12 protein-coding genes are annotated in these 18,633 nt (G+C 30.8%); 2 read left to right on the top strand and 10 right to left on the bottom strand.

Features of this window, described 5'->3' with window-relative positions; genetic code table 11:
• Window positions 1-335: 335 nt before the first annotated feature.
• The 10 genes from L8D11_RS00145 to traA form a co-directional block, all read right to left on the bottom strand.
• Window positions 336-740, bottom strand: a complete 405-nt coding sequence (locus L8D11_RS00145; RefSeq protein ID WP_236869653.1) for a recombinase family protein — start codon at window positions 738-740, stop codon at window positions 336-338.
• Window positions 740-1,039 carry a type II toxin-antitoxin system RelE/ParE family toxin gene (locus tag L8D11_RS00140; protein WP_236869652.1) on the bottom strand — a complete coding sequence of 100 codons (300 nt, stop codon included), beginning with the start codon at window positions 1,037-1,039 and terminating at the stop codon, window positions 740-742. Before L8D11_RS00140 ends, L8D11_RS00145 begins: the two co-directional genes overlap by 1 nt.
• Window positions 1,023-1,244 (bottom strand): ParD-like family protein, encoded by a 222-nt coding sequence (locus L8D11_RS00135; RefSeq protein WP_236869651.1) that lies wholly within the window; start codon window positions 1,242-1,244, stop codon window positions 1,023-1,025. The genes L8D11_RS00140 and L8D11_RS00135 overlap by 17 nt, the downstream gene beginning before the upstream one ends.
• A gap of 200 nt (window positions 1,245-1,444) precedes the next feature.
• The gene (locus tag L8D11_RS00130) at window positions 1,445-2,206 is read right to left on the bottom strand and encodes a hypothetical protein (protein ID WP_236869650.1); all 762 of its coding nucleotides are present in this window, start codon (window positions 2,204-2,206) and stop codon (window positions 1,445-1,447) included.
• 12 nt (window positions 2,207-2,218) lie between these two features.
• The gene (locus tag L8D11_RS00125; RefSeq protein WP_236869649.1) at window positions 2,219-2,941 is read right to left on the bottom strand and encodes a hypothetical protein; all 723 of its coding nucleotides are present in this window, start codon (window positions 2,939-2,941) and stop codon (window positions 2,219-2,221) included.
• Between the two features lie 27 nt (window positions 2,942-2,968).
• Window positions 2,969-11,863, bottom strand: a complete 8,895-nt coding sequence (locus tag L8D11_RS00120) for a LysM peptidoglycan-binding domain-containing protein (RefSeq protein ID WP_236869648.1) — start codon at window positions 11,861-11,863, stop codon at window positions 2,969-2,971.
• Window positions 11,864-11,886: 23 nt separating this feature from the next.
• Window positions 11,887-12,591 carry a hypothetical protein gene (locus L8D11_RS00115; protein WP_236869647.1) on the bottom strand — a complete coding sequence of 235 codons (705 nt, stop codon included), beginning with the start codon at window positions 12,589-12,591 and terminating at the stop codon, window positions 11,887-11,889.
• 20 nt (window positions 12,592-12,611) lie between these two features.
• Entirely contained in the window at window positions 12,612-13,442 is an 831-nt protein-coding gene (locus L8D11_RS00110) for a hypothetical protein (protein WP_236869646.1), read from the bottom strand.
• Between the two features lie 163 nt (window positions 13,443-13,605).
• Window positions 13,606-13,974: a hypothetical protein gene (locus L8D11_RS00105; RefSeq protein WP_236869645.1), complete on the bottom strand. Its 369-nt coding sequence runs from the start codon at window positions 13,972-13,974 to the stop codon at window positions 13,606-13,608.
• 19 nt (window positions 13,975-13,993) lie between these two features.
• Entirely contained in the window at window positions 13,994-16,942 is a 2,949-nt protein-coding gene (gene traA / locus L8D11_RS00100; RefSeq protein ID WP_236869644.1) for a Ti-type conjugative transfer relaxase TraA, read from the bottom strand.
• 409 nt (window positions 16,943-17,351) lie between these two features.
• Here traA and L8D11_RS00095 point away from each other — a divergent pair, with 409 nt between their 5' ends.
• Window positions 17,352-17,537 carry a hypothetical protein gene (locus L8D11_RS00095; protein WP_236869643.1) on the top strand — a complete coding sequence of 62 codons (186 nt, stop codon included), beginning with the start codon at window positions 17,352-17,354 and terminating at the stop codon, window positions 17,535-17,537.
• Window position 17,538: 1 nt separating this feature from the next.
• Window positions 17,539-18,267 (top strand): HI0074 family nucleotidyltransferase substrate-binding subunit, encoded by a 729-nt coding sequence (locus L8D11_RS00090; protein ID WP_236869642.1) that lies wholly within the window; start codon window positions 17,539-17,541, stop codon window positions 18,265-18,267.
• Window positions 18,268-18,633 lie beyond the last annotated feature (366 nt).

Raw genomic sequence — 18,633 nt, 5'->3', positions numbered from 1 at the left:
GAGAGAATGCTCACAATGTTTTGCAGATTAAAGCGACTATGTCCTCTAATGAGTGGAATCTTTATGAAGCAAATATTGACAATGAGTTGATTCTAAAAGTTGCTTAACGCTATCTAATATTTATGCTTCCCCTTCTAATGCTGTCTCTAAGGCTCTTTTTATTATTGGCGTTAATATCCCATCTTTTCCTGATAATGATTTCCCTGATTTTATTGCTTCTACTATCTATTCTTCTACTTGGCTTGCATATTTGACTTTTTTACTTTTTCTTGTGTCATTTTTAAACTCCTTTTTTAATTTTAATTTATCTTTTGACACAGTTTAATTCAACATTCTCAAATTTTGTCTTGATTTTTCAGTCCACTATAACCTTGCTGATGCAGATATAAATCTACTCCTTTATCATTAAGAAGTTTAAGAAAATTAACTAAATCCTGTAATGATCTACCTAATCTACATACTGACCATGCTGCAACTAGATCTATTTTATTTTGTAATATAGCTTTTTGTAATTTTAAAAACTCAGGTCTATCAGAGTTAATACCACTGATGCCAGTATCTACGTAATATTTATAGATATTCCAATTAGATTTCTGAGCTACTCTTTCTAGTTCTAATTTTTGATTCTCAGTAGTTTGATCGTTTTTTGAAACTCTCAAATAAAATGCAGTAGCTTTATTTGTATTTGCCTTATTTTGAGAAGCTTGACTACTATTTTTGTTATACTGTGCTTTAGCCATTATATACTAAGCTTTAAATCTTTATAGAATCCTTCATGTGTGCCTAAAGCTAGTAAAGTTATAACATTAGAGTGTGTGTCGTAATTATAAGCTAATAACGTTAGCTGGTTAATCATATTAAATTTATAAACTTTAACACCATATAAATCTCCTTTTTTAGCTGCACCTATATGTGGATTTTTTAATATTTCTCTAACAGCTTTATCTAACTCTTTTTTCTGATTTGTATATAATTTTTTTACAACTCTTTTAAAACTATTAGTTTGCTTGATTATATAATTATTATTTGTCAAATTCATAATCACTTATTTCGTTGAAAAGTAACTCTTGTTTAGAAAGTAGTATTTCTTTAATCATATTATAAGTTAATTCAGGATTATCCTCTGCTATTTTGCCTATCTTAGACCAGTATTCGATTTGCTTAGGGAGAGAGCGACTTTCTACCTTGGCATATTTAGCAGCATCTTTGTATAATTCATCAGAAAGTTTTATTGCTTGCGACATTTGTATACCTAATAATATAAAATATATCTAATTATAACTTATTGCTACATTTAGTATAGTACAAATATAGCACAAGACCATACAAAAAACAATAGTTTATTGTATGAAATTTCACCTACTCCTCAGAGCCCTTTTCTTCATGATTATTTTTATCATTTCCATTAGGGTTTTTTGTATACTCATAAATATTGATAATTTCTTTAATTTTTTGTTCCAGCTAGAGCATTTCTCATTTCATTTCTTTTTTGCAACCAGTCCTTATCACTTTTATATTTAATTAAGCTACTTTTTTCAGGGAATATAATATTAGTAATTTTGCCATTTTTTTGTATTGTGCAGTCATTACAATCTGGGTCCTGTGCTCTATATCTTGATAAGTATTCGCGACTTTGTTTACATATCCAACCTTGTTTTTTCCTTTTTTTCTTATTTTCTTCTATTTGTAGTGCCATTTGACCTATTTTTTCTTGTTTTTCTTTAGAAAAGTTATTCATTATTTTTAATATCTCTTCTTCTATTTCAAATTCCATGTTCATTAATAATGCCATACGAGAGATTTCTTCTTGGCATCTTTCTGCATCAATGAGCATAATATATCTTCCTGCATAAAATGATAAAGCAGCGGTTTCCTTAAACTCTTCTTTAGATTGTTTATCTATATTTTTTATATCAAGCATTCTTAAAAGTGTTGTTGCATATAAGTACATATATCTACTGTCATCACTTTGTTTGGTTACATCTCTAATCCAATAAGAAGCACTTAACAGTGTGTTAGGATTATCAATTGATTGAAATTTTGCAAATACACCTTTGACATCTCCTGCAAGATACAGCTGATCTAGCTCATTATAAACAGATTCATCTGCAACTGCTTTTTGATAGTTAGGAACATCCTTTTTATCATCAATTGATGCGCAAGAAGATAGTACAGCCATTGTTGCTATTAATATATATTTTTTCATAATAAGTCCTCTTTAATTAGTTTTAAATGCTTCACAGCATTTTAATAAATTTTTCTTTATAGGGAGTTTTACATGTGAATAGTACTTTTGAAAAAACTGCTTAGCTTCATCGAATCTATCACATAATTTTATTTCTACGGAACCTCTAGTTTGACTCATTAAACGATCCTTAAAATTGCGATCAAACTTTACGCTATTCATCCAGTAATAATCACCTATATAAGTAACCTCGCCTGCTTTGACGTCAAAATAATTCACTTCTTCAGTTTCTTTATAATCTCTGCGGCCTATACTACACCGTATGTTTCTAAAGTAATATCTTCCTTCAGGCATTACCCTGACTCCATAAAAATATTCTGGTGCTGCTAGTGTTATTTGGTCTGTAAATGTTAAAAAATCTACTAGTCCTTCAACATAGGATCGTCCTTCACCTATAAACTTTACAGCTTTTTCTTCATTAATAGGCTCTCTACTTATATAATAATATCCATAATAACCAGGACGAACTTTCACTGTTAAGGAGTTAGTCCATTCTATAGGCTCTAATTTATGTTTACAAATATAATTAGGGTCAGCATTCTCAAAATAAATAGGTCTAAATAATACAACGCCATATTTACTGTCTGGGCTGTGAATTTTATCTAAATCTAAATTTATTATTGATGTGTCTCTAAATGCTGAAGAACACCCACTAAGTAGTAAAAGAGATAACAATACATAAGTATATTTTATCATAATCTAGTACCTTTAAATATTAAATTTCTAATTGATAGTTGCTTCATCTTGCTCCTCTTTGTTATTTGAATTTAAATGGCTATATTGATTAGGCATCCCTCTATAACTCTTAGGGCTCCAATTAGAATCTATTTTTCTTTGTATGTTTAATTGTGTATTTATTGTTGTCTGATAAGAAAGCCAAGAATTATGGATGCTACTATACAAATCTGGTTCTTTAATCTTTAATTGCTGCATTTTACTTTTTCCAGATGTGCTATCTAGTTTTACCGTTCTATAGTTGGCATTTGGATCAGTATAATACTTTGACTTATGTTCATGATTATCTCTATGATCTGAAAAACCCTCTTTAATTAATAGAGTTTGTTCTGCCATATGAATCCCCAGTGTATTCACTTGATTATCTAATGCGGTATATGCTGTAATTTTATCTGTTTTATATTTATCCTTCCCTAACATCATATCTGCAGCTTTTTTAGCGCCAGGTGCATCAAGCGATGTCGCATATATATCATGTTTAGCAGATAACACTTGCACATGAGCCCCTCCTAACGAATGACCTACTGCATTTATTGATTCACCTGGTTTCAACTGGTCTTTTGCATAACTATATAATTTGTCTGCATATTGGAATTGTCTAACAAATTGCTTTGTTAATTCTGGATGTGCTGCACCCAAGCCTGCTTTAACATCCTTTATATCATGTATACCATCAATACCTGATATAACAATAGTGTATTGCTTTAATTCTTTGCTATACATCAAAATACCATCAAAGCCTGTTTCTTTATCTCTTAATACATATGTAGCTTCAAACCCAGCATCTCTTATGTTCTTATATTTATCATTCTTCTTCATCTTTTCATTGATGTCATGCACTTGCTGTTCCGTTGATAAATTCTTAATACCCTTCCTTAATAAATCCGTATAAACAAATTCTGCCATATTTGTGTTTCTTTTATCTTCTTCAGACAAATAGTTTTTAGTATTTTTACCTTCACTCTTAGGAGAATTTTTTAATCCTTGGTTCTTTGGTGTATAGTCTTGATTCGGCCCACTCTGACAATTTGGTTCGCAATTAGTTTTTACTCTTTTTTCTGGTATTTTAATCTTTTGACCAGGTTGTATTTTATTGGGGTCTTTTATATTATTTTCTTTTGCCAGATCAGCAGGAGTAATATCTAAGTTTAGATTTTTTATTATTTTATTCAGATTATCGCCAGGCACTACTATATAGCTTTTATCTTTAGGTGTATCCTCATTTTTTTCACCCTCTTTCTCGTATTGCTTTCTTCTATTATTAGTATCTTTTTTAGAATTGATTACTCCACTATCCTGTACAACACCTACTGTATCTACTTGGGGATTAGCTGGGTTTTTATTTGGCTGATTATCATATTTTTCCGTTGCCAACCTTATTTTTTCTCCTAAATATTCACCTACATATTCATTTGGTATAGTAGCTAATTCATTTGCTATAGGCTTTATTGCTTCTTTTTGTATCCCCTCTGCTAAGTTAGTTACTGACGCTGTAAATATTGCCTCTATATTTTTATTTTGCATAGAGTTTTTTTCTTCATTATGAAGGATAATGTTAGCTATATGGTTACAAGTAGTTACTAGGCCTTTGTGGTAATCCTTTAATTTTTCCTCTAAATTTACTTTATTGAACTCATTACAATTTCTATAATCTATCTCACCTGCTACTACGTAATTTTGTGCATTGATTACTTCAAATAATTGTTCTCCAATAGCATTAAAATTATAAACTAATCTTTTTTTCATCATTTCAGCACTACTCATTGATCTAGACACTATTTCATCTATACTTTTCCTTATCTTATTACCCATCTTCTCTATAGCTTGAACACTTTTGATTGCACCCATTGTAAGTTCAACACCTGTACTAATAACTCTACCTAAATATGGCACTGATGAGGCTGCTACATTAATAGTCTCAGTTGAAACACCTTTTACAACTGAAGTTTTTTCTCCTTTAAACCTCAATGCATAATTTCTAACAGCTTTTTCTATATCTCTAATTAACTGATTATACAGTTCTTTATTTCCATTTATGTTATCTGATGCGTATATCTTATCCAGTTTGTCTTTGTACTGATTAAGTATATCGGTGATTTCAGCTTTAGCATCTGACTCTATATCTTCTTTATCTACAAACTTTTTCATCTGGTTATATATAACAGCGCTTCCTGCTGTTAAGCCTGCCTGTACTGCAAATGCTTTATATACAGCTGATGCTTTTTGTAATTTTTCTGCTAATTCATCTATATAGTCAACTATATCAACAATCTTTTTTAAACTCTCTATACCACTTAAAAAGTGTAATGTTCCTGCAGTAGCAATTGATATTCCCATGGCAATACCTTTACCTTTTATGTAATCTTCAAAGTCCATAGGTGTATTGGTTGCTACTGATATTATTGATCCTATTATATCTCCAATACCTTGAAATATTAAAGATACACCCAATGCCTTGCCGAATACACCAAGAGCAGGGCCTGTAGATCCTACCATCCACATTCCAGTATAAATCAGTACAACTCCAAGCACAGCAGAAAATATCGTTGTAAACCAACTCTTGTTTTCCTCTAACTCATAAGTTTCTATTTGATATAAAAAGCCACCTGATGCAGTGATCTGATCTAATAAATAACTTTTACTAGCAAAATTTATTTCTTTTGCAACGCCCTTAAGAGATTTCATACCTGCATCCATCTCACTTTTATAAGAGCCTATATCTCCTATATTCTGCGTTATATTAAAAAATGCTGCTGTGCTATTTGTTACAGTTGATTTATCAATTTCTGGCTCATCAACTTTATAATAAGTAGTAGCATTTAAATATGATTCTAATTGATTAGCATTACCTGTTTTATTTAAAAATTCTATTGTTGCATTTCTTATGTCTATATCATTGGTTATTTCTTCAAGGGTTATATGATTACCAACCCTAATCATTTCTTTCCCAGATAAATTTTCCAATACTTTGAAGTTTCTATACATAACCTCGAGTATTTTTTTATATATCTCTATCGATCCTATTAGTTGAATTGTTAAATCATCTTCCAATCCTACTAACTTATGCGTTAGTAAAAACGTTAACTGTGATTCATATTTTGGTATTTCATATTCTTCTATCTTACTAGTTGCGTTACTCAAATCCTCTGCATATCTGTTTATTACTTCTCCAGCCTCCTTACCTTGCTTGACGTTGGTAATTCCTCTACCATCTTTTACTAGTCTAATGGCACTTAATGCATTATGGCCAGCCCATGAATACATATCATTTAACTTTATCGCGTCTTCTAAAAATTTTATAGATTGCGCTAATGGATTCTCAACCCTGTAATTGATTGATCCAAATCCTAATCTTCCAATATCTTCAAACACTCCATAAATTAAATTTTTAACTTTATTTACAGGTGATGTTATTAAAGAGTTCCATAAGCTTTCTGCTTCCTTATCTATTTTTATAGGCTGATATCTATAATCTTTATCTTTTGCGTCTATGTATAAATATCTCCATGCTTTAAGTACTAAATATGCAGGATTTGTTATTAAATTATTGTTATTTACTTTTTCTATTACATCTTTTTTTATCTCATTAAAAAATAATTCTATTAGCTTTGCTTTTTTTTCTTCAAATAACTTTTCTAACTGCTTTTTATCTTCATCAGTATCTATTTTACAATCTATCTCTAATGCCTTTTCGTGTTTTTTGAGCCAAATTCCAAAATATTCTTTGATTTGATTAATTTCTGATTGATTATTATATAATTCTCTATCTTCCTTCCATAATTCATATTTTTTTCTAAGCTCTACTTGCTTGAGTATATTGTGTAAGTTTACACTCTTTTTTTCATCTATTTGATTTTGCTCATCTAGACTAACTTGAGATTTTAAATCACTATACTCCTCTCCATTTAAAAGTAGCCATTTTAAGTATGCCTCTTTTTTATTAATACTTAATATGCCCCACCCTTCTTCTTTTTTTACTATATCATTTGGTAATTCATTTTCTAATGCTTTATTAAATCTATATTCAATTCTATCCTTTATCTCATTAAAGTATGTATAACCCTCAGTTGTTGCTATAAAATGTATTAACTCATAATCTTGATTACTCAACCCTATTCTTAAACCTTTAGACTCGCCTACTAATTCAACTTTATTTAATAATGTGTTAGTATGTTGATAACCTCTTTTATCTATAACTTCTAATTTTTCAGTAACTTTTATAACTTTGTTTTTTTTCTTATCTATTTCTGATATTTTGATATAAATATCATTATCTTCTTTATATAAATATATTGTTTGTTTCGCTAATGCCTCGGCATTCTCATATTTATTTAGATTATCATTACTGGTCACCACTAAATTATAGCCTGTAGGTGAATTAGCTTCTTTTACCAATTCTACAAATTCTTCAAATACTATATCCCTTATTTCTAAATAGGGTAACTCACATAGACGATTGCTTTCTAATTTTTTAAATTCTCTAATATTTCTTTCTTTATATAAATTATGAATATCATTACATCCGTAATTCTCATAACAGCTGTAATGATCTAGATTATTTCCATTAATAATTAATTGTGCAGAGCCTGGCTCTCCTTTTCTTGCTGTTCTCCCATACGCTTGATCCTCAACTCTGATGCTTTGAGAGAATATACCCATAATTAGATGAAGCCCACCATTATTTATAACTTCTCTGTCTATCTTTAAGTCAGTTCCTCGCCCCGCTAGGTTAGTTGCAATTATTACATCTCCTATCCCTAATTCATTCTTTTCTATTTTATCTTCTTCAGTCTGATCTCCTATTTTATAGGTTATAATATGCTTCTTACTATAACCACTAGCAAGAAGTGCTTCTTCTAATTCTTCTACTTTTTCAATTGTTTCAACTATTATGAGGGCTGCTCTTTTATCTAAAACTTTTCTAAAAATTACCCCTATTATTTCTTGCTTCCATATCTCATTGGCATTTTTAATATCATTTTTATCTGTTCTTATTCCATCATATGTAATTATAGGCCTATATTCTGTTAAATCTTTATGAATAAATTTTGGTATATGGCTCAATTCTACTCTATAGGTTTCTTTTAAAAATTTTTGATGTGAATTTTCCCCAAGTGTACCTGTCACACCATAAATACTACCTTCATATTTTTTGAAGAATCCTACATATGACATGTAGACATTAACAACATGTTCTGATTTTACAGTTAATCCATGCTTTAACTGTATAAATTGATGCAACCCATCAGACCATTGTAATTTTTGTTGTATAGACCCTGTATTAACATAATCTACAGGCGCTACTATTTTAAATTTATCTATTGAATGAATATCTTCTTGTGGATCATAAATTATATAATGTAATTTATCCTTATGCCAATATGCATTTTCAAATGAATCAATCCATGTGGTTAATTGAGTTTCTGCAAATTTCTCTAAATGTTCTGGTACAGTATAAAGTCTTGCATCTCTATCTATTTTATATGCTAGTATTTCTTCTTTTGTATAATTATAAATCTCTCCTCTAAGTATCTTATTACAGCTATCATCCACATATATTAATTCATATTCTATATCAGGAGTTTTACTTAAATCTATATCCTCTAATTTTAAATCTTCATCTATTTTAGGGACTTTAATCCAGCACTTATCTCCTTCATGTTTGAGCATACTAGCGTCTACAATGCCTGTTCCCCACATATATAAAAGCACTGGCACTAAATTTTCAAACCCAGGGATTGGACTAGATAATTGCACCTTCATGTTATTCTGATCAATAAACATGTTATCAACTTCATCAATAACTACTATATCATGCCCTCTACCATATTTAGCATTTCTTGAAATATCTCTTAACGTATCCCCTATAAAATTCAGTAAATCTCCATATACTATATCTGCTAAATAACATTCTTCTTTGTACTCTTTTCTACCCTTAATATTATGAGCTACAGATATATTAAATGAATTATAAAACTCTTTATATTCTCTTACATCTCTTTCAGCTAACACATTATTACTTGTGACTATGTCTACTTGCCTACCTTCCTTTGTTTTAATTGTAGCAAACATTGCTATAATTAATGACTTGCCCTCTCCCGTTGCAATCTCTGCAAGTCCACCATGCCCCAATTGTAACAGAGATAATAATGATATTATCTGTATATCTCTTGGGTAATACTTACTCTCAAGTATAGTTCTATGAGCTACTTCAGATATAACGGCTATAATCTCAGCTATTGTAGCCTCACTTACTTTGATATTTTGATTCCAGTTTTTAATCTCTTCTTCCTTTAAATCTTTTAATTGAACTAGCTTATCTAAGCCATCCTCTCTGATTAATACTCCATTCTCTTTTATAGTAGATATTTCTTTAAACTTGCTCTCAAAATACTGATCTTCTATTAATTGTTTGATCTTTTCATTTTTATTATTCACTAACTTTAGCTCTTTGATTAACTGATCTAAAGTGAATGCCTTATAATAATTATTATCCCTTACTAGTTGATTTATTTTATCTTCTGCCTTTTTACCGACATCGACTGCACTAAACTGATCTAATGATTTATTCACCGATTCTAGTATAGTTTCTAGTATATCTTCTATCGTGTCGCCATATCTTGAGCTATGAGCTGGAAGTAAACTATAATCACTAATTTTTTCTAAATAGCTAAATATATTAATATATTTAGCTACACTTTGCTCGTTTAGACCGTTATTAATTCCTTGGTAGAACCTATAAATATATTCAAATATTCTATCATTACTCCAACTTTTATTAAGCTGACTTATACTCCTTGTATATGCTACTTGGTTTATTAACTGAATATCAAAATTATCTATGTTGTGAATAAGTGGAATATTGCTAGTAACCTCATATATTAGGTTATTCACTAACTCTTGATATATATTATTTAAATTAACTATAGACCCGTTAATACTCAAAGTATCGATAATGTAATTAATACCTTTCTCTTCAAAAAAAGAATAATATTTATTTAAAAAATCAATAAAAGAATTGATTCCTACTATACTTTCAAATGATATACTATTTATACGCTCTTTTATTCCATCTATAACTGATAACTCCCTCTCATAGTAAAAACACTCTTCTTTGCTCATTAAAAATTTTCCATCTGCCGTTATTATTTCAAATATAACGGCACTATCAAAAAAATTATATTGATTATCTAAACTAGAACATTGATCATTTGTATTATACTTGAAGAAAGGTAGAGGTCCTTTATTATCGCCACCACTTAAGCATTGTCTTATTTCCATTGAAGTATATCTTGTAACATAATCTAAAATTCTATTTTCCTCTGGAGTTAATAAAATATTTTTATATACCTCTATCTTTTCTAATCCTAACCTTGCTAATTCCAGCAAAGCCCTTTCCTGCGTTAGAATAACTTCCTTATAAAATCTTTCCAATACATTCGCTGTATTGCTATTAACTCTATCTAATAACTGGCGAGCTATTTCTTTTTTGTTATTGAGGGTACCTTTTGAATATTCATTATACTTATATGCGACTTTTAGTATTTCTTCTCTTGCATAGAGTTCCTTAGAATTTAAATTTACTGTTTCTGAATCAAGCTTTGCAACTATGCTTTGAATCTTATCTAATTCATAGTTTTCTGCTTTAATAGCAAGTTCTGTAACTGCCTCATACAACAAACTAATTACGTCTTTTATTGATTCCTGATTTGCAGCTTCATATATATCTAGAACCTGAAGTCTAACTCCTTTATCAGAAGAATTAATATGAGGAATCCAATCAGTAAATAATTTATAACTAGGTAATCCTATACCATTTTGAATTAATCTCTTAACTATAAATAGCTGCTTATTAAAGTCTGTGACTTTTTCTATAACACTACTAACCTTTTCTAAAGATTCATTAGATATACTTTTATGCTCTGCTAATATATCGACTACTATATTTCCAAAGTACCTCTGATCTTTACTATAGTAATGAAAAATAGAATCAATTAATTCATTATCTAAATTTACGTTGCTATTTACTAATTTATTAACCTTATTTTCTACATATAAAACTTCTTTTTCAGCCTGCGTACTTAGTATATTAGCTAATGATTTTGATATACTTTTCCCTATATATTTAGAAACGCTCTTATCTTCCAATAAATCTTCAATAAACCCGATTTCTTCCTTGCTTAAGTAATAGTTACTCTCTGATATTTTTTTTGTAATTTCTTGTTTAACGGTAACATCAATATTTTCTTTTTTGACTACCTCTATTAGATATTGAAATTCTGCGCTTTTATGACTTAATACTTGACTTATTAACAATCCAACTTCTAAATCACAGGTCTCATTCTTGCAGTATCCACTTTTATATTTGCTATTTATTTCACCCTTTAGATAACTTAATGTCGTTTCTTTTAATTTATAATCGGGCGTTTCTTTAAAAGCTTGAAGTATGATTTTATCTATACCATTTTGCCTTATAATCTCTTTATTAAATTCTTTTTCTAGTGCATCTGGCGCAATAATTGCTATTTGAAAAATATTTCCTCTAAATATTTTATTTTTCTCTTTTTCTAACTCTTCATTTCCTAATTGATAATACTTTCCAAAAAATAATTTATTAACACCATATGCATTTGGAGATTTTAACCATTTTCCCAATTTACATTCTTTTTCCCCATTGACCTCTTCATATAGCAATACATCACTATATTGTGCAAAAATCTCATTAGGGGCTTCGCAATCCTTTGATGCATTATTTACAAAATAATCTCTACTGTTAGCCCAATTAGAGCATATGTCTTCATTATTACCACATAAATTCTCATGAGTTTTTATGAAATATTCATGATCATACGCAAAATCTAATAATGTAAACTCAAAAGACATTATTTATTATTAATGCATTACCTTTATAATTCTTCATTTAATGGTGCAGCATCTTCAACATCTTGCTTGATCTCTGAAGGTTGTTCTGCAAGATTTATATCTTTAATTCCTTTTTGATCTTCTTCTTTATACTCATCAAGTTTATATAGCATCGCTGATGACTCTAATAGTTTATAATATTTTGTAGTATCAGCAGCCTTTTTTTTAGCATTTTCATATTCGTCATACTTGTTAATCTTGTCCCTTAGATCTCTCTCACACTCTAAATGTATCTCAGGAGAAGAGCCCCAGCAACATTTACTTGGTGCTTCCCTTGTATCTCTATAATTTGATCCTACATGTCCAGTGCTTTTTTTATTATACTCCCCTCTTAAAGTATTAATATTTTCTTCTTTTTTCCACATACTGCCACCAACATTTTTAAAAGCCTTGTATGCTTCATTTTGTTCCTCAATTGCCGCTTCTATTTGTAGCTTTACCCTCTCTCCTTCATCTTCTATTTCTCTTAATTTATTATACCCTAAATTCAACATATTTACTTTTTCCTGTTCTCGTTTTGAGTTTATTAATACAATATGTTTGCCACTCTCTTTTTCATAATTTTCTACTGTTTTTTCTGAAAGCTCCATTGTTTTTTCATCATACAATAGCTCTTCACAAGGCTCAGTTTTCTTGTTCATTGCTAAGCATTTCTTTATCTCTTCAATAGTTATTGTAAGCGTTGTCATTTTTACCTCTTTAATGTTTTTTAATGTTTAATTGGTGTAATTATTAGTATCATCCTACCACTATTTGATTGTGACGGAGCTTTATGTATAGCGCCTTCTTTTCCGACTTTATGCACTGAGCCATATCCTTTTTTCACCATTTCTTTATCACCGCTAAATAATTTTGTGATAGGATCCTCTTCTTTGCAATCATTAGACGATCCATGCCCGTAATAAAACGGTGTCTCTACTGCTATTTGATGAAATTTCTCTCTTTTTGCAACTTCTACTTCTTTATATTCAGTACCTTCACCAATGATAGGAATTAAATATACTCTCTCTAAGTACTTTTGTTTTTTATTTTCTTGGGCTATTTCTTCTAAAACTAGATTTCTATCTTTATCTATATGCCAGTAATCACATACCGTATCTGTATACGTGGCTCTAGTTCTTAATACTATCTCAGCATCTCCAACGCCCTCTACATTTATAACAGAATACACTATATTCTTAACTAGTTCTGCTAAACGATAAGCAATACTACCACTTAAATTCAAATTAGAATTTATTATATCACCTAATTCATTGTCTCCTAAATCAGATAAAAACACTAATTCATTGCTAAATCTATTGATTGTAATATGAGAAATGATTTCCTTCTCTTTTTTGGAGAAACCTAAGTCATAAAAAGCAAATTGCTTTCCTACATCTAATTCCATTGACGCTCTAGTGATTTCCTTATTTCTAACTTCCTCTGTCAGAGCGCATTGATAAAAAATTGACTCCTCTAAATTATACAGATAATTAGTTAATAAACCAAAGTTATCATCTGTTGAACAAACCTCTGAATTATTTAAATCGAAATCATTCATAATAATAATTTTTAATTTATCTTAAACATGCTAAAGTGAAATAATCTTAAAGTCAAGTTAGTTATCTCCCATCTGTTCATAGCTCTCCTTAGCTTTAAGTTTATTGGTCTTATTCCCCTTATTGATTGGATTAGAGCCATTTTTTTTGGCTATCATCTTCTTTTTATTTATTTGCACTATCGACTCTTATCTTACTTTTTTGATTTTGCTCAAGTAACTTTTTTATCTCCTCATTTGTTTTCTTGATTGCCTCAACATTTCCATAAATCACAACTAAACCAGAGTTTAATGTTCTTTTATAATCATGCATAACCCACCATAAAGTTCCTACCCCTATTAAACACGCTAATAAGACACTAATTCCCAGCACCTTGCAGCATCGCTCAATCACATCAACACTATTTCTTACACTTCGTTCATGTTTTTCTATAATCCACTTATTCTGTTCTGTTATCTCAACCATCCTCTCTCCAGAATGCTTTTGTAATGCATATAATTCATCTATACATTTTTCTATTTTTTGATCGTTCATTATTTTTAACCTCCAATTATTACATTTCTATCTCAAAGCCTCTGTCCTTACCTTTATCCATCTTCATCTCCATTTCTTGCTGCTTATTCATCTCTATTTCTTTGTACTTTTCTGTATCCCTAACTGCTATTATTTCATTCTTATCTTCCCTATATTGCTCTATTTTCACATATCCACCTTCTTTTACATTAAAGTTCTCTGCAAAATCCCTCTTATCTATTAACTTCACTTCATCATATTGATGCATTACCCCATATCTCTTCCCTTCGAACTCTATTTCTCCTCCATACTTACCTCTATCTCCTATCTCTGCTCCAAAGCTAACTTCCTTCCCAAATGCATCACTCAAACCACTAACTTTTCTTTCCCATAATGCTTCCTTAGATGGTGCGCCTGCCAATCCACCATCTCTAGCCTTATATATATTAACTTCTTCATCTTGCCTAATACCTATACATCTATTCCGTTCCATCATCCTATATTCACCCTCACCAGCTTTAAATATTGCATAATTTTTATCTCCTATTTGCTTATCCCATAAATACTTTACACTATCACCTGCTTCTAACTCCTTCTCCAATCCTTTGCCATAAAACTGCTTCGCTTCTGCCAAATCTTTATTATAAACTCTTCTACTCTCTAATCTATCCATTATATTATCGTACTTTTTATCACCAAAATCATACTTAAATCTTTCCTCTATCTTCTCTTGGTTATATAGCTTATAAAACCCTCTTATCCCTATCTCTTTATAATTGCTTTCTATGCCCCTTCCTTCTGCATACTCTTTTGCACAACTTATATAATCCATTGCATTTTCTTTCCTAGCTTCTCGACCAAACTGATTTTTTAAATCTTCAAAACTATTAAACTCATCTTTTGACCAATATAGATTTACCTCACCTATATGCCTACTCATTGCCACATACGCTATATGTTGGTTATATCCCTTCGATGCCATTACATATGCCCTATCTACTGTTATCCCCTGTGCTTTATGTACTGTCGATGCATATCCATGATCTATATGATTATATTTCTCTATGTTAAATGACACCTTTCTATCTTTTTCTCCTCCTTTAATATTCACTTCTATATCTCCTTTTTTATTTACTGATATAACTTCTCCTAATGTCCCATTCTTTACTCCAAGATCACTGTCATTTCTTAAGAAATATATTTGATCCTTTTTGCTAAACTCCCTATTGCCATTTGAAACAGAAAACTCATATCCATTCTTTATCATCCCCTCATTCTTTAAATCTCTTCTAGCCTCTTCATTTAATTTTCTAACATCCTCTCTCCTATACGCTAACATTATTTGTGTCTTCTCTGGATTTGATATTCTATCGCTACCCCATTTACATACCATATCCTTTATTAACCATTCCTTCTCACTATACTTATGTACCTTCCCACATTTCTCATATTGCTCTAGCGCTTTACTCACTTCTCCCATTGCAAACATCTTTGTAGCCTCTCTCTGCCAACCTGCTTGCTGTCTTTTAATATCATTCATCTCTAGATATCCTGTCCGCTCTGCTATTCCTCTAAATGCTGCTCCTGCTTCTATCGCTTGTAATTGCTGTGGGTCTCCTATCATTACCAGCTTTGCACCTTTCTCCTCTACCTCTCCTACCAATCTAGCTACATCCTTCGTCCCTAACATCCCAGCCTCATCTATAACTAATATATCCTTCTTCCCTAAAGTATCTCTTCCATTCTCCCAATCTATTAACCTTCTTGCTACAGCTCTACTCTCTATACCTGCTCCTTTTTCTAAACCTTGAGCTGCTATCCCTGATAACGTCGCACCCTTGACTCTATATCCACTATTCTCCCATACTTCTCTTGCCGCATTTAACATATGTGTCTTTCCTGTCCCTGCATACCCTACTATTGAACTAATCCCCTTATCTCTAGTTATATGCTCTACTGCCATCTTCTGCTCCTGACTCAGATCATACCCACCTATTACTTTTTCTACTTCACCATCCTTAACTCCAAATCTTCTCTCTTCTGATTTATTTGCCACACTCTCGTACATCTTCCTTTCTGTATTTAACATCTCCTTAGTTGTGTACTTTTCCTTACCCTCTTCACCTACTAGTTTCACCAAACTATCATGTCCTTTAATCTTAACCATAACATCATCATATTGCTCTCTATCCACTGTCCTACTATTTACATATCTTGCTATATCTCTTTCTGTAAATATTGACTGTCTATTTGTAATAGCATGGAGTGCTATTTCTGGATTTTCTTTTAACCTCTCTCCATTCTCCCTCATTATCTCTAGCTGACGTTCCCTTTGTCCAGTCAACCTATCCTTCGCATCACTTGGCAACTCTACATTCTGCGGAACTAACTCTATCCCTTGTTCTTTCAAACTCCTATGATCTATCTGCTGCTCTATACCATTGAGGCTCAAATGCTTGTTACTAAGTTCAGCCCAGCTCTCTCTCCACTCTTTTAATAACTCCCTACTATTCCACTCAACATTCTTCTTCCCAAATCCTTTATCATCTATATCTCTCATTGTAAGCAATACATGTGCATGGGGATTATAACTATCTCCTTTCAGTCCATAATGCATACATACATCCGCTATCATTCCCTTATCTACAAACTCTTTTTGCACATACTCCTTAACCAACGATATATTCTGATCAACACTAAACTCTCTAGGTAATGATATCTCTACCTCTCTTGCCAATTGTGAATCTTTTCTTTTTTCTACTCTCTCTACCTCATTCCATAACTTCTCTCTATCTAAAGCCCACTCTGGAACTTTCTCTGGTGCCATTATTTCTTTATGCATCACATCCATTGCCTTTCCAGAATAATAGAATGTTTTATCTAATTGATACTCTTTTAACTTCTCGCCACTCCTATATGCCGCACTATTTACTACATTACTACCCCCACTTCTTCCTATCGTCTTAACACTACAGTGATACATTGCCATTTATTATATTTACTTTTCTAATTTATTAATATTTTTTACTACTTAAGTATTATTTCTTTATTACCTTTTATACTTTTTATTAGTACTTTAACTTTAAACACATTATCTCAAAATAGTATTCTTTGTATTACTAACTATACTTAACTCACTATACCATAACGCTATGTTGCTTGCAACATATAAGCGTGCACTCTCACTTGCCGAGTGCGGCTTTGTTCTTTTGATGCTTATTTCTGTGCCTTTTGTTTTAATTTACGTGTTGTTGATAATACTTACTTGCTTTATACTACTTTTTATAGTACTAGTAAAAGATAATCATATTTTAGTTTGACAACTATTTATGGCTCACACTGCTAACTTAGATTCTCTTAAGAAAAAACGTGATTCTTTAAATGCTCGCATTAGATTAATGCAAAATAGAGAGCAGTCTAAAGAACGTAAAGATAATACTAGACGCAAGATTTTAATTGGTAGCTATTATTTAGATAAGGCTAATAAAAACAACTCTTTTGATGATGTTGTTAAATTAATGGATAGTTATTTAATGCGTAATTCTGATCGTAAACTTTTTGGGTTAAACCCTGTTAAAAAATAGTATGAATAACACCCTAAATATTAACGCTAAAAAGATTTCTACTTATCGCTTCTTTAATGAGCTTAAATCTCTTCCATTTGTTGAAAAGATTCTTTTATTTGGCTCTAAGGCTAAAAACTGTGATACTTTTTATTCTGATATCGATATCGCTCTTTCTTTATCTCCTAATCACTCTCAATATGACTGGATTACTGTTAACGATATTATTCGTAATGCTGATACCCTTCTTAAGATTGATTGTATTGACTTGAATTCTCTTCAGGATAGTTCTACACTTAAAAATAATATTTTTTCTGATTCTATTATCATGTTTGACAAATTTTCTGAAAAACTTATCTCTTCTTTTTCTAAACTTTCCAATGCTTTAGACTCTCTTGAATCTGCTATCAATTCCAAACCTACTCCTAATAGAATTCATATTGACGCTACTATTCAGAGATTTGAATTTTCTATGGAATTATTTTGGTTGCTTTTAAGAGAGATCATTAGAAGCAAGGGAATTGATAACGTTTCTTTCCCAAAGGACGTTCTTATCTCCGCTTTTTCACACAAGCTAATTGAAGACGAGAAATTATGGCTTTCTATGCTTGACGACAGAAATAAAACTTCTCATACTTATGATGAGAAACTTGCTGATGATATTTTTTCTAGGATTAAGTCTTACTTTCCTGTTATGAAACTCACTTTCCTAAATTTAAAAGATCACCATTTTCCCAGTCAAAACAATTAATACCTCTTGGTTTTTAAGGACTCATATCCCTTATTCTCCATATATCTTCTTGATTAGATATATCTATTCTACTGGAAGCATAAATATTAGATAGCGTATAAATAGGAAAAGTGCTAACCTTTGACCTAAAACAATACAGGTATCAAATGGATTTTGAAATAATAGTAAGAAAAAAAGAAAAAGGCGAGGTAGTATAGTGGACTGAAAAAGTCAGACAACAAAAAGAGTAGTTTTATTTCCTAAAAGATATAAAAATATAAATAAAAAATAAGAAGTATGAGTAAAAAAGAAAAAAGAAATTTTAGCGCTGAACAAAAAACAAAAATAGTGCTAGAATTGATGGAATCAGAGTTGACAATAGCGCAA

This window comes from Candidatus Bandiella numerosa, from assembly GCF_021811875.1.
In the GTDB taxonomy this organism is placed as follows: Bacteria; Pseudomonadota; Alphaproteobacteria; order Rickettsiales; family Midichloriaceae; genus Aquirickettsia; species Aquirickettsia numerosa_A.
This window is presented reverse-complemented; position numbering and strand designations above follow the sequence as displayed.